Origin of the sequence: Polyangium jinanense, assembly GCF_028435265.1 — a bacterium.
Taxonomy (GTDB): domain Bacteria; phylum Myxococcota_A; class Polyangia; order Polyangiales; family Polyangiaceae; genus Polyangium; species Polyangium jinanense.
The window spans coordinates 13,091-39,651 of the sequence record NZ_JAGTJK010000075.1; the positions used below are offsets into that span (position 1 = coordinate 13,091).

15 protein-coding genes are annotated in these 26,561 nt (G+C 65.7%); 6 read left to right on the forward strand and 9 right to left on the reverse strand.

From position 1 onward, the window contains the following. Positions 1-45 precede the first annotated feature (45 nt). The 6 genes from KEG38_RS50225 to KEG38_RS50250 form a co-directional block, all read right to left on the reverse strand. A complete protein-coding gene (locus tag KEG38_RS50225; RefSeq protein WP_272428045.1) occupies positions 46-1,392 on the reverse strand; it encodes a sigma 54-interacting transcriptional regulator in 1,347 nt (448 codons plus the stop codon). Further along, a complete protein-coding gene (locus KEG38_RS55915; RefSeq protein WP_272428046.1) occupies positions 1,389-2,177 on the reverse strand; it encodes a helix-turn-helix transcriptional regulator in 789 nt (262 codons plus the stop codon). The genes KEG38_RS50225 and KEG38_RS55915 overlap by 4 nt, the downstream gene beginning before the upstream one ends. 345 nt (positions 2,178-2,522) lie before the next feature. Then, positions 2,523-5,051 carry a hypothetical protein gene (locus tag KEG38_RS50235; RefSeq protein ID WP_272428047.1) on the reverse strand — a complete coding sequence of 843 codons (2,529 nt, stop codon included), beginning with the start codon at positions 5,049-5,051 and terminating at the stop codon, positions 2,523-2,525. A gap of 419 nt (positions 5,052-5,470) precedes the next feature. Further along, entirely contained in the window at positions 5,471-8,170 is a 2,700-nt protein-coding gene (locus KEG38_RS50240; protein WP_272428048.1) for a DUF4215 domain-containing protein, read from the reverse strand. A 24-nt stretch (positions 8,171-8,194) separates the two neighbouring features. Further along, complete coding sequence (locus KEG38_RS50245; RefSeq protein WP_272428049.1) at positions 8,195-10,279, reverse strand: Hint domain-containing protein; 2,085 nt, start codon at positions 10,277-10,279, stop codon at positions 8,195-8,197. Between the two features lie 33 nt (positions 10,280-10,312). Then, a complete protein-coding gene (locus tag KEG38_RS50250) occupies positions 10,313-13,282 on the reverse strand; it encodes a DUF4215 domain-containing protein (RefSeq protein ID WP_272428050.1) in 2,970 nt (989 codons plus the stop codon). Positions 13,283-13,642: 360 nt separating this feature from the next. Here KEG38_RS50250 and KEG38_RS50255 point away from each other — a divergent pair, with 360 nt between their 5' ends. The 4 genes from KEG38_RS50255 (at position 13,643) to KEG38_RS50270 (ending at position 21,036) form a co-directional block, all read left to right on the forward strand. Further along, positions 13,643-16,135, forward strand: coding sequence for a serine/threonine-protein kinase (locus tag KEG38_RS50255; RefSeq protein WP_272428051.1), 2,493 nt, complete (start codon positions 13,643-13,645; stop codon positions 16,133-16,135). Between the two features lie 34 nt (positions 16,136-16,169). Further along, complete coding sequence (locus KEG38_RS50260; protein ID WP_272428052.1) at positions 16,170-16,901, forward strand: LysM peptidoglycan-binding domain-containing protein; 732 nt, start codon at positions 16,170-16,172, stop codon at positions 16,899-16,901. 4 nt (positions 16,902-16,905) lie between these two features. Continuing rightward, positions 16,906-17,652 (forward strand): hypothetical protein, encoded by a 747-nt coding sequence (locus KEG38_RS50265; protein WP_272428053.1) that lies wholly within the window; start codon positions 16,906-16,908, stop codon positions 17,650-17,652. 141 nt (positions 17,653-17,793) lie between these two features. Beyond that, positions 17,794-21,036 (forward strand): DNA methyltransferase, encoded by a 3,243-nt coding sequence (locus KEG38_RS50270; RefSeq protein ID WP_272428054.1) that lies wholly within the window; start codon positions 17,794-17,796, stop codon positions 21,034-21,036. A 19-nt stretch (positions 21,037-21,055) separates the two neighbouring features. On the opposite strand, the gene KEG38_RS50275 is transcribed toward KEG38_RS50270, so the two are convergent. Beyond that, positions 21,056-21,310, reverse strand: coding sequence for a hypothetical protein (locus tag KEG38_RS50275; RefSeq protein ID WP_272428055.1), 255 nt, complete (start codon positions 21,308-21,310; stop codon positions 21,056-21,058). Positions 21,311-21,756: 446 nt separating this feature from the next. On the opposite strand from KEG38_RS50275, the gene guaD reads away from it, so the two are divergent. Continuing rightward, the gene (guaD, locus tag KEG38_RS50280) at positions 21,757-23,124 is read left to right on the forward strand and encodes a guanine deaminase (protein ID WP_272424411.1); all 1,368 of its coding nucleotides are present in this window, start codon (positions 21,757-21,759) and stop codon (positions 23,122-23,124) included. 17 nt (positions 23,125-23,141) lie between these two features. Here the strand turns inward: guaD and KEG38_RS50285 are convergent, their stop codons facing one another. Together KEG38_RS50285 and KEG38_RS50290 are read right to left on the reverse strand one after the other, a co-directional pair. Next, positions 23,142-23,699, reverse strand: a complete 558-nt coding sequence (locus tag KEG38_RS50285; RefSeq protein WP_272424413.1) for a class I SAM-dependent methyltransferase — start codon at positions 23,697-23,699, stop codon at positions 23,142-23,144. Positions 23,700-23,770: 71 nt separating this feature from the next. After that, positions 23,771-24,337 carry a DUF488 domain-containing protein gene (locus tag KEG38_RS50290; RefSeq protein ID WP_272424415.1) on the reverse strand — a complete coding sequence of 189 codons (567 nt, stop codon included), beginning with the start codon at positions 24,335-24,337 and terminating at the stop codon, positions 23,771-23,773. Positions 24,338-24,679: 342 nt separating this feature from the next. Here KEG38_RS50290 and KEG38_RS50295 point away from each other — a divergent pair, with 342 nt between their 5' ends. Further along, positions 24,680-26,404: a hypothetical protein gene (locus KEG38_RS50295; protein WP_272424416.1), complete on the forward strand. Its 1,725-nt coding sequence runs from the start codon at positions 24,680-24,682 to the stop codon at positions 26,402-26,404. Positions 26,405-26,561: the final 157 nt, after the last annotated feature.

The following is a 26,561-nucleotide window of genomic DNA, read 5'->3' on the forward strand; positions in this document are numbered from 1 at the left end:
ACCTCCGCCCAGCAAATACCATCTCGATCAAGACCGCATCGCTCATCATGATTCCAGGTCGCCGCGAAGCCCGTACCGCTTCATCGCCATCTGAACGAATTTTCGTCCGACGCCGGCGAGCTCCGCTGCGCGAGATACGTTGCCGTCCGTCTTCTGGAGCATCAGCCGCAGGTAGTGCTTTTCGTATGCCTGGGCCATGCGGTCGCGGCCGTGAAGCAGCGGTTCGTCCAGGCGAATGCCGAGAGACTGTACGTCCGGCTCCCTCCCATCGTTGCTCTTCGAGCCTTCTCCGGCCCCGAACGCGAGGGCGCGCGCGACCGCGTTGCGAAGCTCTCGCACGTTCCCGTTCCACGTCAAACCCGAAAACTTGTCGATGACCTCCTGCGAGAGCGGATGCTTGGACCGCATGCGTGTCGACAGCTCCTTCTCGAAATGGCGAACGAGCATGGGGATGTCCTCGGAGCGCTCCGAGAGCGGCGGAAGACGCACCGGAACCACGGCGAGCCGATAATACAGGTCCTCGCGGAACGCACCGAGGTCGACGGCGCGGGACAGCGGCCGGTTCGTGGCGGCGACGACGCGCACGTCGAACCGCTTCGGCCGATTCGCTCCCACGCGACGCACCTCCATGCTCTCGAGCACCCGCAAGAGCTTCGGTTGAAGGCTATACGGGAGCTCCCCGATCTCGTCCAGGAAGACCGTTCCTCCGTCGGCCTCTTCGAAGATTCCAGGCCTATCCATCGTTGCACCGGTGAACGAGCCCTTGACGTGCCCGAAGAGCTCGCTTTCCGCGAGCTCCTGGGAGATGGTCGAGCAGTCGAGCACGATGAAGGGCCCCTTGGACCGCGGGCTGGCCTCATGAATCGCCCGCGCGGCCACCTCCTTCCCCGTCCCGGTTTCTCCCTCGATCAGCACCGTGGCGTCGGTGGCCGCCGCGCGCTCCAGCAGGGCAAATACGGCCCGCATCGCGATGCTCCTTCCGAGCATGTCTCCGAAGCGGTCACCAGGGAACAGGGGCAGCTCGACGATCGTGTTCACCATCAAAAGCCGAAATACCGTCTTGCCAATCGTGATACACGAATCCGGGCGTGCATAACCATCCCGCACCTGAACGCCGTCGACAGTGGTCCCGTTGAGGCTACCGGCGTCCAGGATCCTGATCTTGTTGCGCTCGATCCGCAAGGTCAGGTGGTGCCGGCTCACGGTAGGGTCGTCGACCCTGAAATCACAGTCGGCGCCGCTGCCTATCCGGACCGCGGGACCCGGGAGCTCGCGGGTCGTCCTCTCCTGGGGCCCCTGGATCACCTCGATGCGGATTTTATTCGATCGTAACGTCAATCCGTTCGGAGATGGCACAAGCGTGTTCGTCGAGTCGTCGTCGTCTCGATTCATCGATCCTCCTTGCCAGGTTGCCCACCGTTCAGGAGCTGCGTGAGATCCGGGCGGGAATGCACGCGGAGCAAGCGGTAGATGTCCTGGATGTGTGTGCGTGCCGTATGTGGGCTGATGCCCAGATGGTCGGCGATCTGCTTGTAAGAACGGTTGGAGCGCGCCAGCAGGAGCGCAATTTCCCGCTTGCGCGAGGGGAGCACTTCCAGAATGGACGAGCTTTCAGCGCGGCGAGGGCGCAGGTTGCTCGGCAAGATCCACTCCCGCATCGACAGGAGGTGTACATCCTCGTGAAGCACGTGCCTTTCTTTGGGGAGCACGTGCACGTGCACTTCGAGCGCGGCAAACCGATCAGGATGGCCGAGCTGCCAAGATTCGCCCCCAGCCGTGAACCGCTGCGCGGAGCTCACGAAATCCAGCAGGGCACTGCGGCTTTGGGTAGCCCCGCCGGCGTGGTATCGGGCGATCAGGTCGAGCGCCCTCTGGTTCACCTCCAGGACCGCGCCGCTCTTTCGGGCGAGGCAGATGTACCCGAGCCCCTGCTCTTCCACGATCTGAGACAGGATCGAACGCGACGCCACCAGGGGCAAACTGGCTCGATGGACGGCGTCGCGCACATCGGCGGCCAAAGCTTCCATGAACGCGGGCGCGGCCCTCGGGAATTGCGTGCCTTTCTCCGTGAGCAGCGCCAGCATGACGTGCTCCGTGCCGCGGCCGGGAACCATCCGCTCATACACCTTGTAGCCGGCCCCCTCCCCCAGCCCGAAGCCCTCGAGGGCCTGGAGCACTTCCAGGCCGTCACGCAGAGGCCCTGCGATTGTATCTGCGTCGCGCCAGAAGTTACCGGGCCTCGCCTCGAGGACGAGGCGGAGCGCGGGTTCGAGGTGCTCGGAGCGTGTGCTCATCCACCCCTCGAGGAGCTCCGGGGGCAAACGCATCGCATGACTGATGAGAAGTTGCGGCGCGTCCCTGCGCACCACCGAGAGCAGGCCCGCCACGGTAGGGACGCACTGCGCGAGGGCGTCGAGGATCCCCGCGGGATCGTCCCCTGCGGCGACCCTCGATAACATCTGTGAAGCACGACGTAAGGCCTTTTGTTGACGATCGTCCATGGTGCTCCTTGGCACGCCAATCTACCCGGTTCCCGTGCGGGGAAGCAAGGTATTCATGGTCGACGCGGACGAACCCCGCGCAGAGATCGTGCTGTCTGGCGGATCGAGTCGGGTCGGCGCCCGGCTCATCTCGCCGATGAGCGCGAGCATCCTCTCCGATGAGAGGGTCGTGTAGTGCGCGCACCGGTACACGCCTCGGCCCACGTGCACGGCTCTCGTCATCTTCTCCGCCATGGAGGGCCACGCAGGCGCGAGCCTCGCCATCGCGTGCCCCAGTTGCTCCTCGAGCCACGCGAGGTACTTCTCTCCGAGCGCACGCGCATGCTCCCGGGCCTCCGCGCATGTCGAGGCCGAAACGCCCTTGGGAATCAGAATCGACAGGCAACTCTCCTTGCTGGCGTCTCGATCGCCCCCGTTCGCGCTCAGGCTGGCGAGGTCGTTCGCCAATCTGAAGGTATGGTCGGCGAGTTGTCCGACCTCGATCAAGGATCGCAGGCGCGGTTCGTGGACGTGCTCTGCAGGTGTCGCGAGCCCGCAGAAGAGAAACAAGATCTCCACGGCGATGGTCGGCGCCGTATCCACGACGTGCAGCAGCAATCGAAGCTCGCGCCGTAACTCGGTGAAGCGTGCTGGATTGCTCGCGTCCTCGCGCAGGAGAAACCGAATTCGTTCGCCGACGGGGCCAGGCGCCCTGGATGCATACCTCGCCTCGAGCTGCTCGATCGCTTCCTTCCGCGGAGGTCCGCCGAGCCCGAGCCGCCGTACGAGTGGATTGTCGACGACGTCCGGCGCGCGTTCGAGCGCGTTGGCCCGATAATGGCGTACGAGCGCGTCACGGCAGGCCTGCGCGAGCGCGCTGCTGGCACCCGCATGGCGCGAGAAGAGGCTCTCCCATTGCTTGCCGACGGCGTCGACGATCCGCATGCCCCGCCCGACGGGCGGAGCGGCAGGTCTCTCTCCGCGGGCGATCGCCTCCAGGTAATCCGCCGAAGATTGCAGCCGCGCGCGCCATGCGTGCGGCGTCTCGCCGGGCAGGACCCGATCGAAGATACCATTGTCGCCCGCCGAGATCGCGAGCATGCAACGAATGGCGAGCTCGGCCGAACGCTCCCAGCCCTCCCCCGTCGGGTCCGCCTCGTCCGGCACGCGGAGCATCATGTAGGCGCCCGTATACGCATAATTGCGATCCCCCTGGCGCATGGATCGATCCGGGAGCAGGAGCCCCTCCGACAGCGCCTCGCCGAGCACCCGCGCCGACATGGCCAAGACGAGCTGGTCGCGCTCGGCGTCCGCGTCGGCGTCCCTGGGCAAACGCGCTCGTACAATCTGTTCGATCGAACGCTCAGGAGTTGCTGCCGTCACCTCGATGAGGTCCAGGAGCTCGGCGGGCCAAGGCGACTCGACCGAGATCGTGGGCCCTCGACTCCTGTCCGCACCCTGCAAAAGAACGTGCGCGACGGGGAAACGAACCGCGCGGCGGAGCGCATGAAGAATGCCCTCGGCATTGGGCGGGCACGGATGGACCGGCGCCGCCGCCGTGACAGGCGCGGCCAGGAGGACGTTCTGTGCAGCCTGGCCAGGAGCGAGGACCGCGTCGTAGTCCTCGGCCGTGCAATCGGAAAAGCGGGCCGCCGGGACCATTCGAATCCCGTACCAGGCATCGTCGACGAGCGCGCGCTCGTGATCACGCATTCCGCGCGAATCCAGGCGGCTGACCTCCACGGCGGGATCTTTCGTCGGATCGGCGTGGAGGGCTTGCAGCCTCGCGTCGATCTCCTCGGCCGAGGCGCAGACAGGAATGGTGAGCCGCAGCGGCGCAGGGATGCGAGAGCGCGGCAGCGCCTGAACGAGCTCGAACACGAAATCGAGTTCGTATCCGGGCGCGAAATGCGCCGACGCGTCCCGCAGGCCTCGGTCGATGAGATCTCCGAGCTCCTCGGGGCGGGCGTCGGGCCACAACGTCGTCGTCGCGACGCACGGCACGCACGGAGGGAGGCAGAAGCCGGGACGCACGACGTCCGGCTCCTCGGCGCCGGTCCGAAGGACGAGATCGACGTCCCGCTCCCAGGCGAGCTCGTCCGGATAATCGATCCAGAATTCGAGATCCATCCGCGGATCCGGGAGAGACCTGGTCGCCTCGCAGGCCGCTTCGATGCTGGCGACGAGCCTGGCCCGGGAGCCGCCCGACGTGCGCATTCGTGCGAGGTTCCCGCGCACGGTGCAACGAATCCCGCATTGAATGAGCGCTCGGCGTTCCTGAATCTCTGAGCGCAACCACTCGAATTGCGCGGCGACGACGTCGAAGAACGCTTCCGGCCTCTTGTCGACGTTTTGACGTGAAGCGATGCAGACCAGCAACGTTCCCACGTCACCGCGCAGCGCGACGTGTTCGGCGCAGGCGACGACCTTGGCCGCTCCGGCGGTGTAATCACGACCGGATTCGCCTTTGCGATGGTTTCCGTCCGGAAGCAGGATGATGCGACGCGACTCTTTCCTCGCGGGCCGCCAGGGCGGCTGACATTTGACCTCGAACCAACGCGGAGACTGCATGGTAGAGCTCCTTCTCGCAGGGTCCCGAGCCGCCGATCCAATGAAGATCGAGCGGCAGGGATGCCCCGCAGGAGTGCACGCGCCATGCCTGCTGTCCGGGCCCGTTTCCCTGGTTTTTCCGGGGGTGGGTGCATCCGGCAAAACGCAGTTGGAGGCCTTTCGGTGGTCGGGCTGTATCCAGGTGGAGGCAGTCCCTCCCGTGCGATGACCGCGAGGAATCCGAGGACGCGCCCAACCTCCTTCAGGTTGGGCAAGGCGAGGTTCGTCCTGGTGCGCCTCCGGCGGCCTGAATGGCGCCGGGCGTGACGCTGGTCCCTCCGTCGGAGGTCAGGGGCAAGAACAGGTTGGCTGGATCGAGATCGCGGCGAACGATGCCGGCCCCGTGCGCCTCGGCGAGCAGAACCTCGAGGCAGGTCCCTTCAGGGGGCGAACTTCCGCAGCCAGACGTTGCTGCCCTGGCCCGTCACCGCATCGTATCCCGTGACCAGAACGTTGTCGGCCCCGTCGGCAGCGATCCCCATTCCGTAATCGTTCGCGTTGGCGGCGCCGTTGTACCCGTTTGTCCATAGGACCATGCCCGTCGGCGAGAGCTTGCGCGTCCAGACGTTGATCCCCTCGCCCACAACGTACTCGTAGCCCGTGACGAGCACGTTCCTCCCGGAATCGGTGGCCACGTCATTGCCTCGATCCCAATAGTTGGCTGCGCCGTTCCACGTATTCGACCAGAGCGAAGCACCCTGGGAGGTGTACTTCTGGATCCAGACGTTCTCGTCCTGGCCATTCACGTAGACGTAGCCCGTCGCGATGACGTCACCATTCGCATCCACGGTCACGGCATTGGGACGATAGCCGGTCGCATTGAATGTCATAGCCGACGTGAGCGTCCCGTTCGCGGCGTACTTGATCACCCAGATCTTATCCGCGCCGCCGGAGAGCGACGTCTCGAACCCCGAAGCGATCACGTTGCCGGCTGCGTCGAACCTGACGGACATCTTTCCGATCGCGAAGCCCGAGGAGGCGGCGTAGGTCCTCATCCAGCTCAAGGTCCCCGTCGCGGTATACCTGGCGATCCAGAAGGACGCGGGGCTACCCGACGCCGATCCGACGACCGCGATGAACCCCGACGCATCCACCGCGACGTCGTATCCGATGTCGTCCCCGGGAAGCGCATGGGTCGCCTTCCAGAGGACTCCGCCGCTCGTCGCGCTGTGCTTGCGGATGACGATATCGAGGCCGGTGGACGAGCTCGCCTCCGCGCCGACGACGACGGGATCCCCCGAAGGGGCGACGGCGACACCATACCCATAGTCGTTCCCACTGGCGGCCCCGTTGGCGTTCGCGGACCAGAGCAGACCGCCCTTCGGGTTGAACTTCCCGAGCCAGATGTTGAGCCCTTGCCCGACGACCGATTCGACGCCGGTCACCAGGATGTTGCCTGCGGCGTCGCTCGCGATTGCGAACCCTTGATCTTGCCCGCTGGACGCACCGTTGTAGTTGCCGGTCGCGAGCGCAGAGCCAGGAGAAACACAGCTATTGTTGCAGCCGTCGGCATTGTTCGTGTTCCCGTCGTCGCAGGTCTCGCCGGGCTGGACGAACCCATCACCGCAAGCGGGCGGCTTGCAGAGCATCGTGCACGTGTCGTTGTTGTTCGCGTTCCCGTCGTCGCACTGCTCGGTGAGTTGCTGGATACCGTCTCCGCAAGTAGGCGGCTTGCAGAGCACCGTGCAGGTATCCTCGTTGCTCGCGTTCCCGTCGTCGCACTGCTCGGTGAGCTGCTTGATACCGTCTCCGCAAGCAGGCGGCTTGCAGAGCGAGGTGCACGTGTCGTCGTTGTTCGTGTTCCCATCGTCGCACTGCTCCGTCGCTTGCTTGATGCCGTCTCCGCAAGCAGGCGGCTTGCAGAGCGTGGTGCACGCGTCGTTGTTGTTCGTGTTTCCGTCGTCGCACATCTCGCCGAGTTGCAGGAAGCCATCACCACAGAAGGGGGGCTGGCAGAGCGTGGTGCAATTGTCGGTGTTGTCCAGGTCCCCGTCGTCACACGCTTCTCCCACCTGCACGATGCCATCCCCGCACGCAGGGTGCTTGCAAATGTTCGAGCATGCATCAGCGTCGTTACCGTTTCCGTCGTCGCAGGCCTCGCCCGGCTGGACGAACCCGTCCCCGCATTTCGCGCTCTTGCAGGCATTCGTACAGGCGTCCGTGTTGCTGGTGTTCCCGTCGTCGCATTGCTCGGCAGCCTGCTTGATGGCATCGCCGCAAAAAGGCGGCTTGCAGAGCGTCGTGCACGTGTCGTCGTTGTTCGTATTGCCGTCGTCGCACTGCTCGGCGACCTGCTTGATGCCGTCACCGCAAGAGGGCGGTTTGCAGAGTGTGGTGCACGTGTCGTTGTTGTTCGAGTTGGCGTCGTCGCACGTCTCGCCGGGCTGTGTATACCCGTCTCCGCATACTGCGAACTTGCAGGAAATGGTACAAGCGTCGAGGTTGCTCAAGTTGCCGTCGTCGCACTGCTCGCCCGCCTGGAGGATGCTGTCACCGCACATGGCCAGCGTGCATTTGTTCGTGCAACCGTCGTTGTCGACGGAGTTTCCGTCATCGCATTGCTCGGTGCCCTGCTTGACGCCATTCCCGCACAACGTGACGGCAACGGCGGCCGCATCGCAAAGCGAGAACCCCACGCCGGCATTGGCTTTCGCCACGATGGGGGCCGTGGACGTCGCAGTGAGGGAGAACGGATCCAGCACCTTGTATCCTGCGGGATGGCTGAGCGAAAGCTTGACGTTCGCGTAGGGCTTGACCTCGACCACGGCGAAGCCGTCGGCGCCCGTAAAGACCGAACCGCCGATGTGCGTGTACTCGTCGCTCGTCACGAGGACACGCATGCCCGCGACGGGTCTCTCGGGCGCCAGGGGCTCCGTCAAGCTCCTCTCCGTGACCTTGACACGAATGCAGTCCCTCTCTACGGAGCCGCCGGGGCTCCAGGATGCTTCGAGCCCTGGGAAATCGAGGTCGTCCGGGGGTTCGGCCGGGCCGCAGCCGGCGAGCACCAGGGCTGCCAGCGCCGGCGGCGCCATCAAGACGCGCGCCCGCCGGAAATGGGAAGATGGTTCGAGTCGTCGCATGCTCTCCTCCTCTCTGTCTGGTGGCTACAGCCGACCCGCCTCCCGAGGTTGGACGACGGCCCCTCGGGCCAGATCGTTCCGGTAATCACGCTCCCACTCCGACGCGACATGGTCGGGGCCCGGCTTCGGCGCGCTCTCGATCTCGAATTGCATTTCGTTGTCGCCGACCAGATACCCCTCGGCGAACATGGTCCGGTTTTCCTTGCCGGCGCGCGCGAGCTCCTCGGGGGTTCCGAGGGAGAGGTTGTACACCGCCCGGTCGTACGTGACGCGCTGTACCGACATGAGCACGGCGGGACCCTTTTCGGTCATGACCTCGTCGCCCTCGGTCAGATCCCCGGCCTTCACGACGCCCCGGCGCGTGGTGACGACGGGGTGCATCTCCGTGACCAGGAGATCGTGACCGTGGCTATCGTACAGGTTCACAAGGGGCTTGCTCTCCCCGCCGTTGACGACGCCCGTGACCGTGAGGACGAGGCCACGATCGTTCGCGATCACCTTGTCGCCCACGCTGAAGCGCTCGACGGGCAACAACGTATTGTCCGCGCGACGGATCTCGGTGCCTTCGGCGAAGCACGTCTTGAGGAAATCGACCGGCGTCACCCTCGTCGTGGAGTAGCGGTTCCCACAGGGCTGAGGCCCCGTGGTTTTGGCATAGACCATCACGTAGAGATGCGATCGTTTGCTGTTGTTCGATACGTAGCATTTGCCGCCGAAGTTCCCGAGCATGTTGAACGAGCTCTTGGCTGACATATCAGGCGGCGAGAATGCATTCGAGAGACCGGTACCAATCGTATCGTTCGTGTAGCCACCATTGCAGAAGCCTCCGTCCTCGTAAAGAACGAGCTGTGCCTGCGTGAAGGCCGGGATGTACGATTCGATCGTGCAGCCGCCGGGGTGGTAGAGCTGGTACGTGCCCTTGATGGGCACGTACCGCGTGTTCAGCTCGTACTTCGGCGCGGCCTGCCAGTACGCCAATCCATTCATGATCAGCTTTCCCGTGGACAACGAGGAGAGGCTCGTCGCAGCGATACCGGTATACGGATACTTGAACGGCAAGAGCTGACCATTCATCTCCTGCACGGTCGCGTAGTCGCAATCAAGCTGACCGTAGATCTGCGATGCATACCCACGCTCCAGGCAGATGCGCACGCGTCCGTCATTGTCGGGGTAATGATAGTAGGTCCGGAGGTTGTACGGGTTGCGTCCGTAGTTGTTGGTTCCCGTGTAGAAGTCGCTGTATAAGGGATCCTCCTTGCTGTTGATCACGTTCGTCGGATGCTCGATGGTGATCGTCGGCACGGTTTTGTAAGTCTTGTCCGTCGTGGATTGCGAGAGTGCACCCCCTGGCCCCACCGTCTTCACCGTGGCGTACGTGAAGTGCTGCACGCCGTTCTTCTCCGCGATCGCCAGAGAATCGAGCACGAGCATCTTGCTCGGATCGTCCCAGGAGCCAAAATCGATCTCGGGGAACGTGAGGGTCACGTTTCGCCCGCCGTTGTATTGTTCGATCGGAGGCGGCGTCGCGAGGACCGTATGGGTCGTCCCCTCGAGATCGGGCGTCCGGTAGGCGATGCCGTCGACGTAACTATAGGACGAGCCGTCGAAGCAGCTCATGACCACGCCGGGGTTGAACTTGGTGTTCTTGTAGATGTGGACGTTGACCTTCTCCTCGAGCAGCAGGAAATGGCCGCACCAGCTCGTCTCGAGGGCCGAGGTCGCGCTGCCCACGGGATCCGTGTCCACGGGCTCCCCCGGCACCTCGCCCACGCTTGGCGGCGTGACCTCGCTCGGGCGCTCGCCGCGCCGTCCATGCTCGAGGAGCTCGAAGAGCTTCGGCGCGTTCTCCGGCGTATTGCCGGAGGCGAGCAAGCGATTTTTGACGAACCTGTACTGGCGCTCGTCCTTCAGGTCGATGTTCATGTACGGCCGGCGCGCCGTCTCGAGCTGCGCCTCGAAGACGGTCGCCATGTACCGGCTGTCCTCCGCCAGCGCGGCAGAATCGGGGATCTCGATGGCCTCCGGCGATGCGCAGCTCGACAACCCGAGGACGGAGACGAGGATTGCCGCGGGACCAAACACGTACGTGGGATGGCGATGTCGGTTCATGAACCTTCCTCCATGCAATTCGTGGGATGAGCTTCAGCGAATGGTCACGACGAGCCGGTAGTCGAACTCCGCGGCCGTGGCGGGCGACGCGTATGGCGAGGCCCGCACCGCGAGATGGTACGTGCCGCCCGCGAGCGACGCGGCGCCGGAATCGAGCGGCATGGTCCCCGAGCCGTCGAGCAGAGAGCAATACCCGCGCCCGTCGTCGTCATCGTCCGCGATCTCGTTCCACGCGGCATCGAACAACGTGAGGCGGCTATCGACCTCGTCCGACTCGCAGGTCTCCAGGCCTCCCTCGATGACCTCGGCGCGGATCGATTTCCCCGGCGGCACCGTCACGGCATATACATCGATATCGTCGGCGGCCTGGTGCCCGCCGAGCACGAACACATCGGAGCCGGAGAGCACGCTCGCGTTCATGGCGGTGTCGTTCGGCTCGCTTTCGCTGCCGCCGGACGACTGGACGTTCACCTCGAGCCTGTACTCGGTCACCGTCGAATCCGTGCCCGTCTCCTCGATCTGGACATAGAAGGTCCCTGCCGACAGGCTCGATACGAGCGCGCCGCACGATTGGATGCCGCTCGAATCGTCTACGGCGACCTCGACGCCTGCCGCATCGAGGAGGCGGATGGTCGTCGTATCGCTGTGGCAGTCGACGCCGCTCCCGTCGTACGCCTCGAAGCGCACGACCGAGGACGCTGCGAGGACCATCTTGAAGACGTCCCGGTCCGCCACATTGCCGATCGAACCTGCGAGGACCTTGTCCCCGGTGATCAAGACGGGCGTCGGATCGAGCGCGCGTGCATCCGCCTGCGCAAGGGTATTGTTCGGTTCGACGTCGGGCCCCTCGAGCTGGCAGGTGGGGCTGCAACCGTCGCCGGCGATCGTGTTGCCGTCGTCGCAGGTTTCGCCGTCGTCGATAGAGACGTTTCCGCATACGGCCTTGTTGCGGCACGTGGAATCGCAGAGCGCGCCGCCGTCGCATTGCTCGAACCCCTCGACGACGCCATTGCCACAGAGGGCGACGATCTCGACGGCGAGCTTGTACGGGTCGATGACGCTCGCATTTCCGCTCTCGACGCGGACGAAGTAGGTGCCAGGTTGCAGCCGGCGCAAGGCCGGCGCAGAGAACGGCTCCAGCCACGAGCACGCGCCGAGGCCGCCGTCGTCATCCGTGGCGAGAATCGTGGTGCCGTCGGGAGCCACCAGCGTGGTCTTCGTATCGGTGTCCGCGCAGTTCCCGGGCCCGAGCGCATCGAACGTTTGCACGGAGAGGTCCACGAGACCCGGCAACGTAATGGCAAAATAGTCCACGTCGGCTGAAGGTGAGACAGCGCCCCGGAGCACCACGTTCGGCGCGTACGGGCCGCTCGCGAGAGCCGCGGTGTCGTTGGGTTCGTTCTCGGCGGGCAACTCTTGCTTGCACTGGGCGCTGCAGCCGTCACCACCGACGGTATTGCCGTCATCACACTCCTCTCCGGGCCCCTGCGCGCCGTCGCCGCATGCAGAGAGCTGCACGTCGATGGATAACGTGTAATCGAACGTCGCAGCGGGTTGTCCGGCCGATGCGGTGACCGAGACGACGTAGTCGCCTGCAGGGAGCACGGGCGTCGTCACGCGAGAGCAATACCCCGCACCGGCGTCGTCGTCGCTGGCCACGACGAACCCCAGGGGATCGAGGATCTCGACGTAGCTGTCGAGTGATGAAGAGTCACACGTCGTCGCGACCCCGTCGATCGTCTCCGCCGTGATCGCTCCGCTCTTCCCCGACGGAATCGTGACCGCGAAGACATCCCTGTCGCCTGCAGGAGCGATCAAGCCCTTGAGCTTCCCCGCGAGCGCAAGCTGGCCGAAGGGGTTTGCCATTCCACTTTCGCCGTTCGGTTCCGCCTCGCACCCTGCTTCGAGCTCACACGCGGCGCTGCAGCAATCCCCGGCCGTCGCGTTTCCGTCGTCGCACGTCTCCGCGCCGGACGCGCGGATCCCATCGCCACAGGTGGATACGCAGACGCTCGGCTGGAGCGAACAGGTATACCCCGGCTCGACCACGCAGACCGCGCTGCAGCCGTCGGCGGAGACATTGCCGCCGTCATCACACCCCTCGGGAGGCACGAGGACACCGTCGCCACACCCCGGGACACACGCGCTCGGCGAGCCAGCGCAAGTGTATCCGACCTCTACCTGGCACGTGGAGTCGCAGCCGTCCCCATTGCCATTGTTTCCGTCGTCGCAGCCTTCGCCGACGACGGCGTCCCAGGCCCCGTCGCCGCACGTGTAGATCGAGAGTGTGGCCGAGAGCGTGTAGTCGAAGGGCGCGGCCATCGATTGCTCGCTGGCCCTCACCTCGACGTAGTACGACCCGGGCGACAGCGGACCCACGGAAAGCTTGGAGCAAAACGCCTCGCCCCCATCGTCGTCCGTCGCGAGCAGCGCCCCCTGCGCGTCGAGGAAGGAGACCTGGCTGTCGAGTGCCAGTGAGGAGCACGTCGTTGCATATCCGTCGAGCGTCTCCACGGTGACGACGCCCTTCGCGCCCGCGGGGACCACGAGCTCGAACCAATCCTCGTCTCCGTTGCTGGAGACGAGACCCTTGACGGCTGTGCCACCCATGGCGAGCGTGGCATATGCATTGGCGCCCGCGGCTTCATCGTTGGGCTCGACCTCGCAGGTGGCCTCGATCTGACACGTCGCCGAGCAGCAATCGCCAGGAACCGTCGCGCCGTCGTCGCAGGTCTCCTCGCCGGACACGATTCCATCTCCGCATGGCCCCTCGCTGCCGCCGCTGCCGCCACTGCCGCCACTGCCGCCGCTGCCGCCGGCGCCTCCTGCTCCCCCGGCATCCCCGCCCTGTCCCCCGGCGCCAGCGCTACCTCCACCGTCTCCGCCTGCCGCCTGGCCGCCGATTCCGCCGGGAGCTGGGCCCCCGTCCTCACAGCCCGTTAATGCAGCGCCGAGCGTAACGACAAATGCCAAGACCAGTCCGCTCGCCCAATTGGACCGCATCGATGCCTCCCGTCCGGACTACATTGTGACGAGCCTGCCCATTCGAGGGCCGAGCTCACAGACAAATGGCGTGCAATGGCAAGGATGGTCGCAGTTGCTCGGCGAGATGGGTATCCGCAATTCATCGGATGCACGAACGAGCCTACGCGGGTGAGGAGTCGTGGGGCCCTTCACCCATCGTCGACCGTGTCGCGTGTCATCGGGACGGCTTTCGCCTGCATGCACGTCATCGTCCGGTTGTCCATACGCAGAAATGCGTATCCGTACCCCCCTCAGGAACCGCCATCGGACGCCCGGTTTTGTGAATGCATCGAAATTTTGGCCACCTCGTCACCTTGCTGCAAGGCTTGTGGCGCGAGCATGAGCACGGCCATTGGCGAGGACACCAGCCCGCCCACCATCAAGCTCCCGACGGATGACATGAATGGCATCCAGCCGGTCGACCTCCGTCCTGGCAAAACGTTTGCCGGTCGGTTCGAACTGATCTTCAAGCTGGGCGAGGGAGCCTTCGGGCAGGTCTGGAAGGCGATAAATACGAAGCTTCACCTGAAGGTTGCGATCAAGATCCCGAGGACAAGGGCAGCGGATGATCTCGAGCGATTCCGCCGGGAAGCGCAGGCGCTCTGCCTGATCGACAGCGAGTACGTCCTCCGGTGCTTCGAGTATGGCGACGAGCTGGTTCCCTTCCTGGTGATGGAGCTCCTGACGGGGGAGAGCCTCGCGAAGCGGCTCGAGCGCGAGGGGCCCATGCCGATACCGACGGTGAAGTCGATCTGCAGACAGCTATGCAAAGGGCTGCAGGCGACCCACGCGGCGGGCGTCATTCACCGTGACCTGAAGCCGGGGAACATTTACTGCATCGAGGGCAAGGTCAAGATCGTCGATTTCGGGTTGATGAAGCTCGTCGAGCCGATGGTGGAGCCCGGAACCGAGATCATCGTCAGCGACCACGACGAGCTGACCCAAGAGAACATGGCGATGGGCACGGTCAGCTACATGAGCCCGGAGCAATGGCGCCATTCCAACCGCGTCGATTTCAGGAGTGATCTCTGGTCCCTCGCGGCTGTCCTCTACCGCCTCCTCACGGGGAAGTTGCCGTTCGCAGGACCGGCGCACGTCGATGTCGCACGGCTCGTTCTGCTCTCCTCCGATGGTCCGCCGCCCATCTCCCACCTTCCGGGCGAGGTGAACGCATTCTTTCGGATAGCGTTTCAGCGAGACCCGAGCATGCGGTTTCAGTCGGCTGCCGAGTTTGGCGCCGCCTTCGACGCTCTCCCGGATGGTTCGCGTGTTTCGCCGCCAGCACCGGCGCGGCCCGTTTCCAAGCGGCGTATCTGGACCGGCGGAGTGGCGGCATCCCTCGTCATCGCCGGAATCTTCGTCACCGCCAGCGCACGCCCGAACGTCATCGCGCCGATGTGCGATCCACGAAAGGGTGACTGCGATGGGTCCATGCTCAACGGATGCGAGACGGATCTCACGCGCGTCGAGAGTTGCGGCGCTTGTGGGGTAAGATGCGTCAACGAGCACGGCTCGACGAGCTGCGTCGGTGCGTTTTGTGCGCCCGTATGCGCGGCGGGCTTCGCCGATTGCGACGGGGAACCGGCGAACGGTTGCGAGGCCGATCTCGGGGCTCCCGGAAGCTGCGGGAAGTGCGGCAACGCATGCACGAACGAGCACGGCAGCATCGCGTGCGTTGCTGGCCAGTGTGTATCCCTGTGCCAGCCAGGCTTCATGGATTGTGACGGTAATTCCGTCAACGGTTGCGAGACGGACGTCGTATCCAGCGCCGCTCATTGCGGCACCTGTGGACGCGGGTGCAAAGCAATCGTGGGCGACAGCGCGACGTGCCAGGAGGGGATCTGCAAGGCTGCCTGCGAACCCGGGCGTCACGATTGCAACGGCGATCCCGCCGATGGATGCGAAGTCGACGCGCAGGCGAAGCCGGAGGCCTTCGAAGGCGGGCGGTGCAAGCCGATCGTCCTCGGGACGTACGAGCCTGGCGCGCTCAGTGTCGCCGTGGACGACGACGTGGACGGCCTCGTGGCATGGACGGTTCCCAGACAGGGCAAGGCCTGGCGCATGCGAAAAGGCGGAGGCACCGCGGCGCCGATGTCCGTGGGCGGCGCGCCGACACGCATCGCGTTCGACATCGGCCGCTGGTATTGGACGGACACGTCATCCAAGAGCTTGCTCACGATAGACTCCGTCACAGCCACGCGAAAATCGCTGGTGCAATGGCTCCATCCCGAGCAGCAGATCGCGGGGCTTGCGTCCTCGGAAGGTGGCGCCTTTTTCCTCTTCCAGAACGCGACCACCGGGAAGGGAACACTTTTCAGCGCGCGGAAAGAGCTCGGGAAAAAACCGCTCCTCGAGTACGACAGTGCCGACCCGAACCCCTTCAGCTTCGCCACCGGGCGTCGGGGCGTTTACTTCGCGCGAACGGAGAATGGCGGCAGCATCTGGGGCTGGTCCTTCAAGGAGCGGGGCGAACCCTGGCTCGTCGCCGAGAACCAGGAGAAGCCGTTTGCCGTGGCCGTCGACCCTCGCGAGGAGGTCGTGGTCTGGTCGCGTGAAACGAATGGGTCTGGCACCATATCGATCGCGCGACGTGACAGCCCGAGCGAGGTCCTTGCGGCGAACGAGCCAGGGCCACGCTGCGTCGCCGTCGACGAGGCGTGGGTGTACTGGACGAACGACGGCGGAATGGTCAAGAAGGCACGCATCGATGGCGAGCGGGAGCCCGTGCTGCTCGCATCCGCGCAGCAGCGTCCGATGGGCATCGCGGTCGACGCGACCCGCGTGTACTGGGTGAACGAGGCGTCGGGCGAAGTCGTGTCGGTTGCCAAATGAGCAACATGGGAGGTTTGGGAGACCAATGATTCGAATGAGGATCTTTCGGCGCGCCTTGATGGTCGCCATGCTCGTCGCCGGCACCTGGAGCGCCGCGAGCGCAGGCCAGACGAACGAGATCGTGTACGAGATCACCGATTCCGACACGCTCTACGTGGTGGCAACACGATATTACGGGGATCCGGCGGCTTTCAAGCTGATTTTCAAGAGAAATGAGGCCATTCTGCGCGACGCGTACGGTAAGTATGCGCGTGACGCGAGCAAGCGTGGCGAGCCGCCCAAGCCATTCGGTACGGGCACGATCTGGCCGAAGACCAAGATCGTGCTGCCCCAGGAGCTCTCCACGTCGGCGGGAGTCCTGTACGAGAGGCGGAGTTCGCCCCTCAAGCGTGAAGTCGCGGAGAAGATCGCGCGCAAGAAGCGGGTGAACCTGGACGACCTGGAGGAGATCGCAATCGACATGCGCCCTCGCGGGATCAAACCTCCCCAGACAACCGCACCGCTCACGGGCTACGCCCAGGTATCCTCCGCGAGCAGCGCGGTGTCGAGGGAGACACCTCCGAAGTGGTACGAGCACCCGGAGAATGAATTGCATCGCTGCGCCGTCGCGGTGTGCGGCAAGTTCCAGTCGCTTTGTTATTATGAATGCCTCGCGGTCGCGAAGAGGTTCCTCGACGGAGGCGCGTCCTGCAGCCATATCCCGGCGACCTTGCCGTACGACCAGCCTGAGGCCTCGGCGCGTGATTGCAGCGGGATGCTGGAGTAGGGTCATGAAAAACGAGACGATGGGCCGGACACTTCAAAGAGGCTTTGGGCTCGCCGTGGTCCTCGGGATGTTGGTGGCGGCCCCCGCACCCGCTGCCGAACCGGACTCGTCGACGGTCGCCTCGGCGAACGCCAAGACGTCCCAACCGGGAGCGGCAGAATCCAAGCCAAGGCATGCCGTGATGGACGGGGATATTGTCCCGGATTGCAATGGCGGGTCGACGCAGACCCCCTACTGGCTGACCAGGATTCTTTTCCATGGTGCGTTCTGCGTCCACGCGCCGAGGAACGCACCGCTTCAGGTCGATTACGGCACGACCCTCGTGGGGTACGAGGATCAGCAGACTGGCAAGCTCAGCGAGCATCAGGCGTACTACTCGCTCTCACAGATCGTCGTTCCGCCCGGTCAACGCCGCGTGCTTTGGGCGGTATGCGGAGGGGCCGGGATGTCGCTGCCGGACGGCACCCGGGTCGTTCCGACCGTCCGGATGGACGGTGGGAGAGTGGTGAAGATTGGCTCGTTGATCCGTGGTCTGGAGGCCGAAGAGACCGAATACAATAGCTTGTTTGCTGTTCTCCGGGCAACGAAGGAGCAGGTGATCAAGGATTTCATGGGGCCGCGCCTCGACAACATCCGGGAGAGCATCGATACCCAGACGGGGCCGCTCCGAGCTGCGCTTCTCCAGGAAAACAATACAAGCCTTCGGGGGGCAGGCTTTCATGTGGCCCCGACCTGGAGCGAGGATCAGTGACGGGGGCAGGCGGCCAGGCATAACGAGGGCGGGTCGCCATCTGGGCCTGGGACCCATCCCCGCGAAGCTCTTTCCCGGACATCCCTTCGCGGTGTAACGTCCTGTTCCTCTCGCCGGGTCCTCGCGGCCGTTCCGACCTCGATGCACGCCCCTTCACCCAAGCGCAATGCCGACGTCACCACCGATCTCTCCCGCCAGGTTTTTGAAGCCCTCGAAGTCCTGCTCGCCGGCTTCTCGGCCGCCGAGGAGCGCGACGGCACGCATGCCCTCCGCGCCGCCCTCGAGCGCGACGACGACCACCTCTATGCCGGCCTGCTCACGCTCCTGCTCCGGCTCGTCTTTTTGCTTTATTGCGAGGAGTGGGGCCTCCTCCCCATGGAAAACCCCCTCTTCGCCGAGAACTACAGCCTCCTCCGCCTCTTCGGGGCGCTCCAGTCCGACCACGGAAAATACCCCGACACGATACACCGCCGCTTCGGGGCGTATCCGCGCCTCGTCGCCCTCTTCCGTGGTGTCTTCCTCGGCGTCACCCATCGCGACCTCCGCATCCCGCCCCGCCGCGGCCAGCTCTTCGATCCGAACGTTTATCCATTCCTCGAAGGCTTTCGCCCCGAGGGCAGCGCGGCCCTGTCGCTCCCGAGCGTCGACGACGGCACGGTGTATTCGGTCCTCGAAAAGCTCCTCTACCTCGGGGGCCAGCGCCTCTCGTACAAGGCACTCGACGTCGAGCAGATTGGCAGCGTCTACGAGGCGCTGATGGGCTTCTCCGTGCGCCGCATCGAGAGCGGCGCCGTCCGCATCAAGCTCGACCGCAAAAAAGGCATGGCGCGCGTCTGGGTCGAGGCCGGGCCGCTGCTCGCCGTCCCCGCGAATCAGCGCGAGCGCTGGCTCCAGGACGAGCTCGCCTTCGACAAGGCCGTCGCCGCGAAGATCGCCGAGGCCGTCAAGTCCACGAAGACGGCGGACCAGGCGCTCGCGGCGCTCGAACCATTGAGCGGCCGCACGCCCGAGCGCGCGAGTGTGGGCACGCTCGTGATCCAGCCAGGTCCCGAGCGTCGGCGCACGAGCAGCCACTACACCCCACGCGAACTGACCGAGCCGATCGTGGCGCGGACGCTCGCGCCCTTGATCAAGGCCATGGGCGAAGCTCCGAGCTCGGAGGCGCTCCTGAACCTCGTCATTTGTGATCCGGCCGTGGGATCGGGCGCGTTTCTGGTGGCGGCGTGCCGGTACCTCGCGGATCGGGTGGTCGCGGCGTGGACGCGGGAGGGGGCGCCGGAGAAGGTGGCGAGCGCGCACGAGGACGTGGTGAACCACGCGCGGCGGCTCGTGGCGCAGCGGTGCCTATACGGGGTCGACAAGAATACGTACGCGGTGCAGCTCGCGCGGCTCTCGCTCTGGCTCGTGACGATGGCGCGGAACGAGCCATTCACCTTTGTGGACCATGCGATCCGGCACGGGGATTCGCTGGTGGGATTGAGCTTCGACCAGGTCCGGGCATTTCACTGGAAACCGAGGGCGCAGGTGGAGCACTCCGCGGGATTGCTCGTGGAGGCGCTGGAGGAGGCGAGCGGGATTCGGAAGCGGATCCTGGACCTCGCGATCGAGGGGACGTACGAGGCGCAGCGGGAGAAGGAGCGGTTGCTCTTCGACGCGGAGGATGCGCTCGGGCGGGTGCGGCTGATCGCGGACCTCGTGGTGGGGGCGTTTTTTTCGCAGAAAAACGACAAGGAGCGGGACAAGGAGCGGGACCTTCGGCTGGGCCGGGTCACGGCGTGGCTCGCCGCGGAGAAGCGGGGGGATGTTTCCGGTGCGGAGGAGATCCTCGCGGAGTTGCGGACGATGCAGGCGGAGGTGCGGCAGACGCAGGTGCCGTTCCACTGGATGATCGAGTTTCCGGAGGTGTTCGGGCCGGGGAGGCCGGATCCGCTGGAGGGGAATCGCGTCACGGGGACGGCTTGGGTGGATGCGTTCGTGGGAAATCCGCCGTTCAAGGGGGGAAGCGGGATTTCGTCGGAGTTCGGCGAGGGGTATCGAGATTGGCTGCTCGCGTCGCACGAAGGGGCGCACGGCAACTCGGATATCGTGGCGCACTTCTTTCGTCGCGCAGCGAGTCACATCGGCGCGAATGGGGTGATGGGGTTCATCACGACCAATACCATCGGTCAGGGGGATACGCGATCCACGGGGCTACGATATCTCCTCGCGAACGGTTTTGCCGTTTGCTCGGCGGATGTCGATTGGGTTTGGCCTGGGGATGCCGCTGTCGTGGTGAGTGTCGTTCACCTCGGCGTTGGACGCGGGCGGACGGAACATGCGATGCTCAACGGACGTCGCGTCGTCGCCGTCAACTCTCGACTTCGCCCGGCGCCGGAGCGACCCGATCCTGTCGTATTGTCCAGCAACGCCTCCATGAGTTTTCTCGGGAGCAAGACGTACGGACAGGGATTCTTGCTGACCCCAGAAGAGCGTGACGCGTTGGTCACACGCGACCGCAGAAACGCCGAGCGCATCTTCCCGTATCTCGGGGGCGAAGAGGTCAACACCCGTCCAACGCAATCCTTCGATCGATTCGTGATCAACTTCGGTCAAATGACCCTGGAGGAGGCGGAGACGTGGCCGGACCTCATCGAGATCGTGCGCCAGAAGGTGAAGCCGGAGCGCGATAAGAACAACCGCGACGTGCGCCGTATCCACTGGTGGAGATTTGGAGAGGTCGCCCCTGCCCTGTATGCCGCGATCGCCCCGCTCTCGCGGTGTCTTGCCACGGCACGCGTCAGCAAGCACATGATGCTCGCATTCCAGCCGACGAGCCGCGTATTCAGCGAGCAGCTCTGCGTGTTCCCCATCGATTGTTTTGCGGCGTTCGCGACGCTTCAATCCCGCATCCACGAACCCTGGGCCCGTCTCCTCTCCTCCTCGATGAAGACGGACCTCCGCTACTCCGCCTCCGACTGCTTCGAGACCTTCCCCTTCCCTGCCCCCGACCCCCGCACCGTCTTCCCTTCCCTCGAATCCATCGGCGAACGACTCTACGAGACCCGCGCCCGCTTCATGGTCGACACGAGCCAGGGCCTGACAAAAAACTACAATGCCCTGAAGGATCCCTCCTGCGAGGATCCCCGCATCCTCGAGCTCCGCGCCCTCCACGAGGAAATGGACCAGTTGGTCCTCGCCGCCTACGGCTGGAGCGACCTCCCCGTCCCCCCGTATTGCGCCCTCTCAGACGAGGACCGGGCCGCGCAACAAAGGTTCGAGGACGAGGTCATCGATAAGCTCTTCGTGCTCAATGCAGAGCGCGCCGAGCAGGAGAAGAAGGGCGGAAAGCCCGAGGGAGGCGGCCGGGGGAAACGAGCACGCTGCACGCGCTCTCGCACCTCTTGATGTTGTCGAGGCGGTGCCGCTACGGGTCGTGGTTCGTCCACCAGAGCGATTGATGTTCGCCGCCCTCGGAGTTCGGCTTCAAACGAGGCACGTCCTCGGTGTGCCGGAGCCCCACGTAGACGACGATCGCGCCCACGACAGGCAGCAGCCAGATCATCGCGCTCTGCGCGATCTTCTGCCCACGCGTGTAGAGGTCGCTCCTCCACAGCCGGACGGTGATCCCGAGCTGGACCAGCATCACAACCACTGCGAGCGTCACGAGCGCGATTCCCACGGTGCGTCCGAGGGTAGCACCCGCCTCGACGCCGGTCCCGTCCAACCTCGCGCGCCCGCCTTTGGGGGGCGCTGCGCTGGGGCGTTGCCCCAGGCCCCACCAGGGGCTGTCCGCCCCTGGACCCGGACCAGCGCAAGCGCTGGACCCGGGGTCGATGAACTGCGCGATGCGCAGTTCATCGAACAGGCCAGGTCAAGACCAACGACGACCTTGCCCATCAAGACAGCCGCGCTGCCGACTGGCAACGCCGTCCTTGGTCTTGCCACCGGCCTGTTGGAAGAACTGCGCATCGCGCAGTTCTTCCACGAACGGTCCAGGGCTTGCCCTGGTTCGGGTCGAGGGGCGAACAGCCCCCGCGGGGCCCGGGGCAGCGCCCCGGCGCGACGCCTCGTGATGAGACCGATGCTCAGCGCTTGGGCGGGGCGTGCTACGAAGAGCAAAGCCGAATGACCGACCTCCGCGGCAAGACCCTCGCCGGCACCTTCTTCCACGCGCCTGTGCTCGGCACCCTCGAGGTGCTGGAGGACGCCCTCGTCGAGATCGACAAGGCTGGACGGATTGCCACCGTGATCAGGTCGGGCGACCCCCGCCACGAAGGCGCCCGGATCGCTGCGTCCATGGCCGGCACGCTGGTGACGCTTCCCGCTGGCTGCTACGTGATCCCCGGCTTCGTCGACCTCCACATCCACGCCCCGCAATACCCGCAGCTCGGCAAGGCGCTCCACGTGCCGCTGGAAATCTGGCTGCGCCACACCTTCCCGCTGGAAGCCCGCTACGCCGACGCTGCCTTCGCGCGGAAGGCCTACGAAATGCTCGTCGCCGACCTCCTCGCGAATGGCACCACGACGGCTCTCTACTTTGCCACGATCCATCAGGAGGCGACCCGCCTCCTCGTCGACATCTGCCTGGAAAAGGGCCAGCGCGCCCTCGTGGGCAAGGTCGCGATGGACAACCCGCAGGAATGCCCGGACTTCTACCGCGACGCCTCGACCGAGGCCGGCCTCCAAGGCACGCGATCACTCATCGAGTATGTTCGTACCCATCCGGCGAATGAGGGTGGGCTCGTCCACCCCGTCGTGACGCCGCGATTCGTACCCTCCTGCACCGACGCGATGCTCGAGGGCCTCGGCGTCATCGCCAGGGAATGCGGCTGTCACGTCCAGACCCATTGCTCCGAAAGCGACTGGGAGCACGGCTACGTCCTCGCCCGCCACGGGGTGACGGACGCCGAATGCCTCGATGGCTTCGGCCTCCTCACGCGACAATCGATTCTCGCGCATGCGAATCTGATCAACGCAGACGACATGGCCCGTATCGTCACCCGCGGCTCGGGGGTCGCGCACTGTCCCCTGTCGAACGCCTATTTTTCGAATGCAGCCTTCCCGCTCCGTGCGGCGCTTGCAAAGGGCGTCCGCGTCGGCCTGGGTACGGACATTTCGGGCGGCCCGAGCGCCTCCATGCTCGACGCCTGCCGCATGGCCGTCGTGACCTCGCGCATGCTGGAGAGTGGTGTCGACCCGGCGCTGCCGCCGGAGACGCGCGGCCGGCCCTCGTCCCGCATCGACATCCGCGACGCCTTCCATCTCGCGACCGCCGCGGGTGGCGACGCGCTCGAGCTCCCGGTCGGTCGCTTCGCGCCCGGCTGCCATTTCGACGCCGTCCTCGTCGACACCACTGCCCCGAACGGCACGATTCGCCTCTTCGAAGAGCTCGACGAGCCGGAGGATATCCTCGCGAAGATTGTCTACACGGCCTCCCGCGCCAATCTCGCCGAAATCTGGGTCGCCGGGAGACGGGTCGCCGGGGCAGGCTGACGCTCCGGGGACGAGGTTTACATGGTCGCCAAACACCTCGCGTCGTGCCTGCCTTGTTCGGTCCACCCTTCCTCGTAGCGGACCATCGAGAGCCCCGCGCAGAGAGACGGCAGCTCGCCGTCCTCGAGCAAGAACGCAGCCCCCGGTCTGGCATGGCGTAGCAGATTCGACCGCGTCGGATGCTCCACCACGAGGAGCCCATTCGGCGCGAGCAGGCGCGGGTATTGCCGGAAGAGCGGGCGTTCGAGGTAGTGGCTTTGCAGGATCACGTCCCACGGGCCCTCGGGCAGGGGCTCCTCTTCGAGGTCGCGCCGCAGCGTCTCGATCGTGACGCCCGCCTCCCGCCCGCGCTTCTCCGCGACGGAAAGGCCCACGGGCGAGATGTCCACGAGCGTCACCCGAAGGCCCCGCCTGGCCAGCCAAATCGCGTTTCGCCCCGCCCCACCCCCGACGTCGAGCGCGCGCCCCTCCCGGGGCAAATGCTCGTCGAGCGACGTGAGCCAGGCGGAGGGCTCGTCCGGCGCCCCCTCGGCTGCGTACCGCGCGTCCCATTTCTGCCGATCTGCGTCTGCCACGTGCAGGTTCCTCCGCCGCGCATTCGATCAGATTCGCATCCTTCCGTCAATCCGTAGGCGTTCCACGGGGCTCACCGGGAAAACAGCTCCGTCGTTTGGCCCATGTCGTACACCGGCCTCCCGTGCTCGTCCGCGCGCACCCCATGCGTGAGGCGGTGAGGCTCGCGGCGCGTGGGTGAGAGCAGATGCTCGACGGGAACGCCGCAGAGGACGAGCGCATCCGCGATGAGGCGCCGGTGGCAACGTTGCCAGGCCGTCTCTGCGCACATCACGGCGAGCGGCCCACCCTGCTGCGCGTCGCCGACGAGGTGCTCGAGCGCGTCCTCGAACGCGGGTTCGTCCATGTAATCGGCGTACGCCCGGAACCCCTCGTCCTCGAGGGCCGGGTGTCGCGAGGGCCGCTTCGGCCGCCGCCTGCCGCCGAGCTCCTCGCCCCGGAAAACGTATTCGACGCCGAGGCCGGGCAGCGACGCCGCGAGGGCGTCCCGGCCAAACTGCGGGTTGCGGCGGGAGCCGGGGTATCGACGGACATCGAACAGGCGGGCGACCGAGGCGCCGCCGAGCGTCTCGACGAGCTCCTCCAGGCTGCGCGTGCCGTGGCCGATCGTGTAGATGGTGGGGATGGGCGCGGCGGACACCTCGGCAGCATGCCGTGGAGGGACAGCGTGTCAATGCCGCGATGAAACCCACCACGGTCGGAAGCCATCCATGAGGGATCCGGCTGCGCAGGCGAAGGCGATGCGGACGTTGTTCGAGGCGCTCGCTTCCGGGGCGAAAGGGAGCCTGCCAGGATGATGTACCTTGATGCGGTCTTGCGTTTCCTTTGGCACCCGGCCGTCGATGTGTTGCCGCGCCCGCTCTATCCCTGATCCGCGCCGCGAGATCAGGTGTCGGATGAGGTTCATCCGGGACAGCTCCCGTGGTAGCATGGGGAAACATTCTTCACCTTGGCTCGGGTGGCCGCGCCGGAAAGGATCTCCATGCTCGGATCGAGCTCTCCCAGGTTTCCCGTCGTCTCCTCCTTGATTGGCGCCTCGATCCTCTGCGCGAGCGGCGCGGCGTTCGCGGTCGTCACGCAGCCGAACGGCACCGTCATCCCCGTGGGAGGGGGCGCGGCGCTCAGCGGCTACCTCAACGGATCGGCCAACAACGACAACATCAACGAGGGGATCGACGTCGTGCAGAGCGCCGCCGTGGAGCCCCAGGTTTTCTCGCCGCTCTGCGACTTCAGCGGCAAGTACATCGCCAAGGGCGGCGGCGCCAATTTCGCCGTCGGCTGGTACAACGTCGACGACAACATCCCGAGCAACAACCCGCCGAAGTACGTCCCCGTGGACCTCGGGGCGAACCTCAACATGGCGGCGCCGAACAGCGACATCCAGATCCTGTTCCCGTTCTCGGGCGCCCTGCCGCCTCCCGACCAGGTCAACCTGACCGCCGTCTCGATCCGGGAGCACCCGGCCTACAAGGGGGGCTACATCGGCTTCGTGCTGATCCCCAACCCGAACGGCACCGGCACCGGGAACGCGACGCAGTATCACTACACCGAGCACCGGTTCAACGTCACGTGCACGCTGTGCTCGACCCCGGGACCCTGGTACTCGGATCTCCTCTACAAATCGAACATGCTCGCCAACACGTTCTACCTTGGCTTCGAGGATCTCGACTTCAAGGACGCGGCGGGCGCCGAGGGCGTCAACGGGAACGACCTCGACTACGAGGACTTCCTCTTTCGCTTCACCGGTGTCGCCTGTCCCGGCGCCGGGCAACCCTGCGACGTGCCCGACGCGCAAGGCGCGTGCGCCAAGGGCATCTCCGACTGCAATGCGCAGGGAGCGCTCATCTGCAAGGCCGTCCTTCAGCCCGGCATCCAGGGCGAGGCATGCGACGCCATCGACAACGACTGCGACGGCCTGATCGACGATGACGCGACGTGCCCGCCCGATATGGTGTGCAGCAACGGCACCTGCGTCGCGTCCTGCGAATCGGGCGAGTTTCCCTGCCTCCCCTCGTTCGTGTGCAAAGGGAGCTTCTGCATCGAGGAGGCCTGCGCGAACGTGGTTTGTCCGGAAGGCGAGGTGTGTCACGGCGGCGAGTGCCGCGCTCCCTGCGCGGGTGTCGTTTGTCCCGCGGGCCAGGTCTGCAGCGGTGATCACTGCGTGGACCCGTGCGCGGGCGTCACGTGCGGAGAGGGCCAGGTGTGCGTGAGCGGCGTCTGTATCGCCGGGTGCGCCTGCCGGATCTGTCCCTCGGGCGAGAGCTGCCATGTAGACAGCGGCCAATGCGTCGAGACCGCGTGCCTCGGCGTGTCGTGCCAAGCCGGCACCCATTGCAAAGCGGGGAACTGCGTCGACCTCTGCGATGGCGTCACGTGCCCGCCAGGCGAGGCTTGCGAGGGCGGTCAATGCGCCGCGGTCGTGCCCTCCGCGACGAGCTCGTCGACCGGCAACTTCGTCGGATCCGGCGGCGCGGGCGGCGACGGCGGCGCAGGCGGCATGGGCGGCGCCATGACCGGCGGCGGCACGTCGTCCGCAGGCGGCGCGCCGCCCGGAAGCGGCGCGTCCGGGAGCTGCGGCTGCCGCATCGAATCCGCAGCCTCCACCGCCAGCGGCACGGGGCTCAGCGCGCTCCTCGCAGCACTCCTGTTCGCTCGCCGCCGCTCGAGCGGCCGCGGACGCGGACCGCGCGCGAAAGAGCGCTGCTGAGCTCCTCCCCACTGGGAGCATTCGTCTCTTCTGGAGGCCGCCGCGCCGGGGCTCTGCCCCGGGCCCCGCGGGGGCTGTTCGCCCCTCGACCCGAACCAGCGCAAGCGCTGGACTCGTGGTGGAAGAACTGCGCGGTGCGCAGTTCTTCCATCAGGCC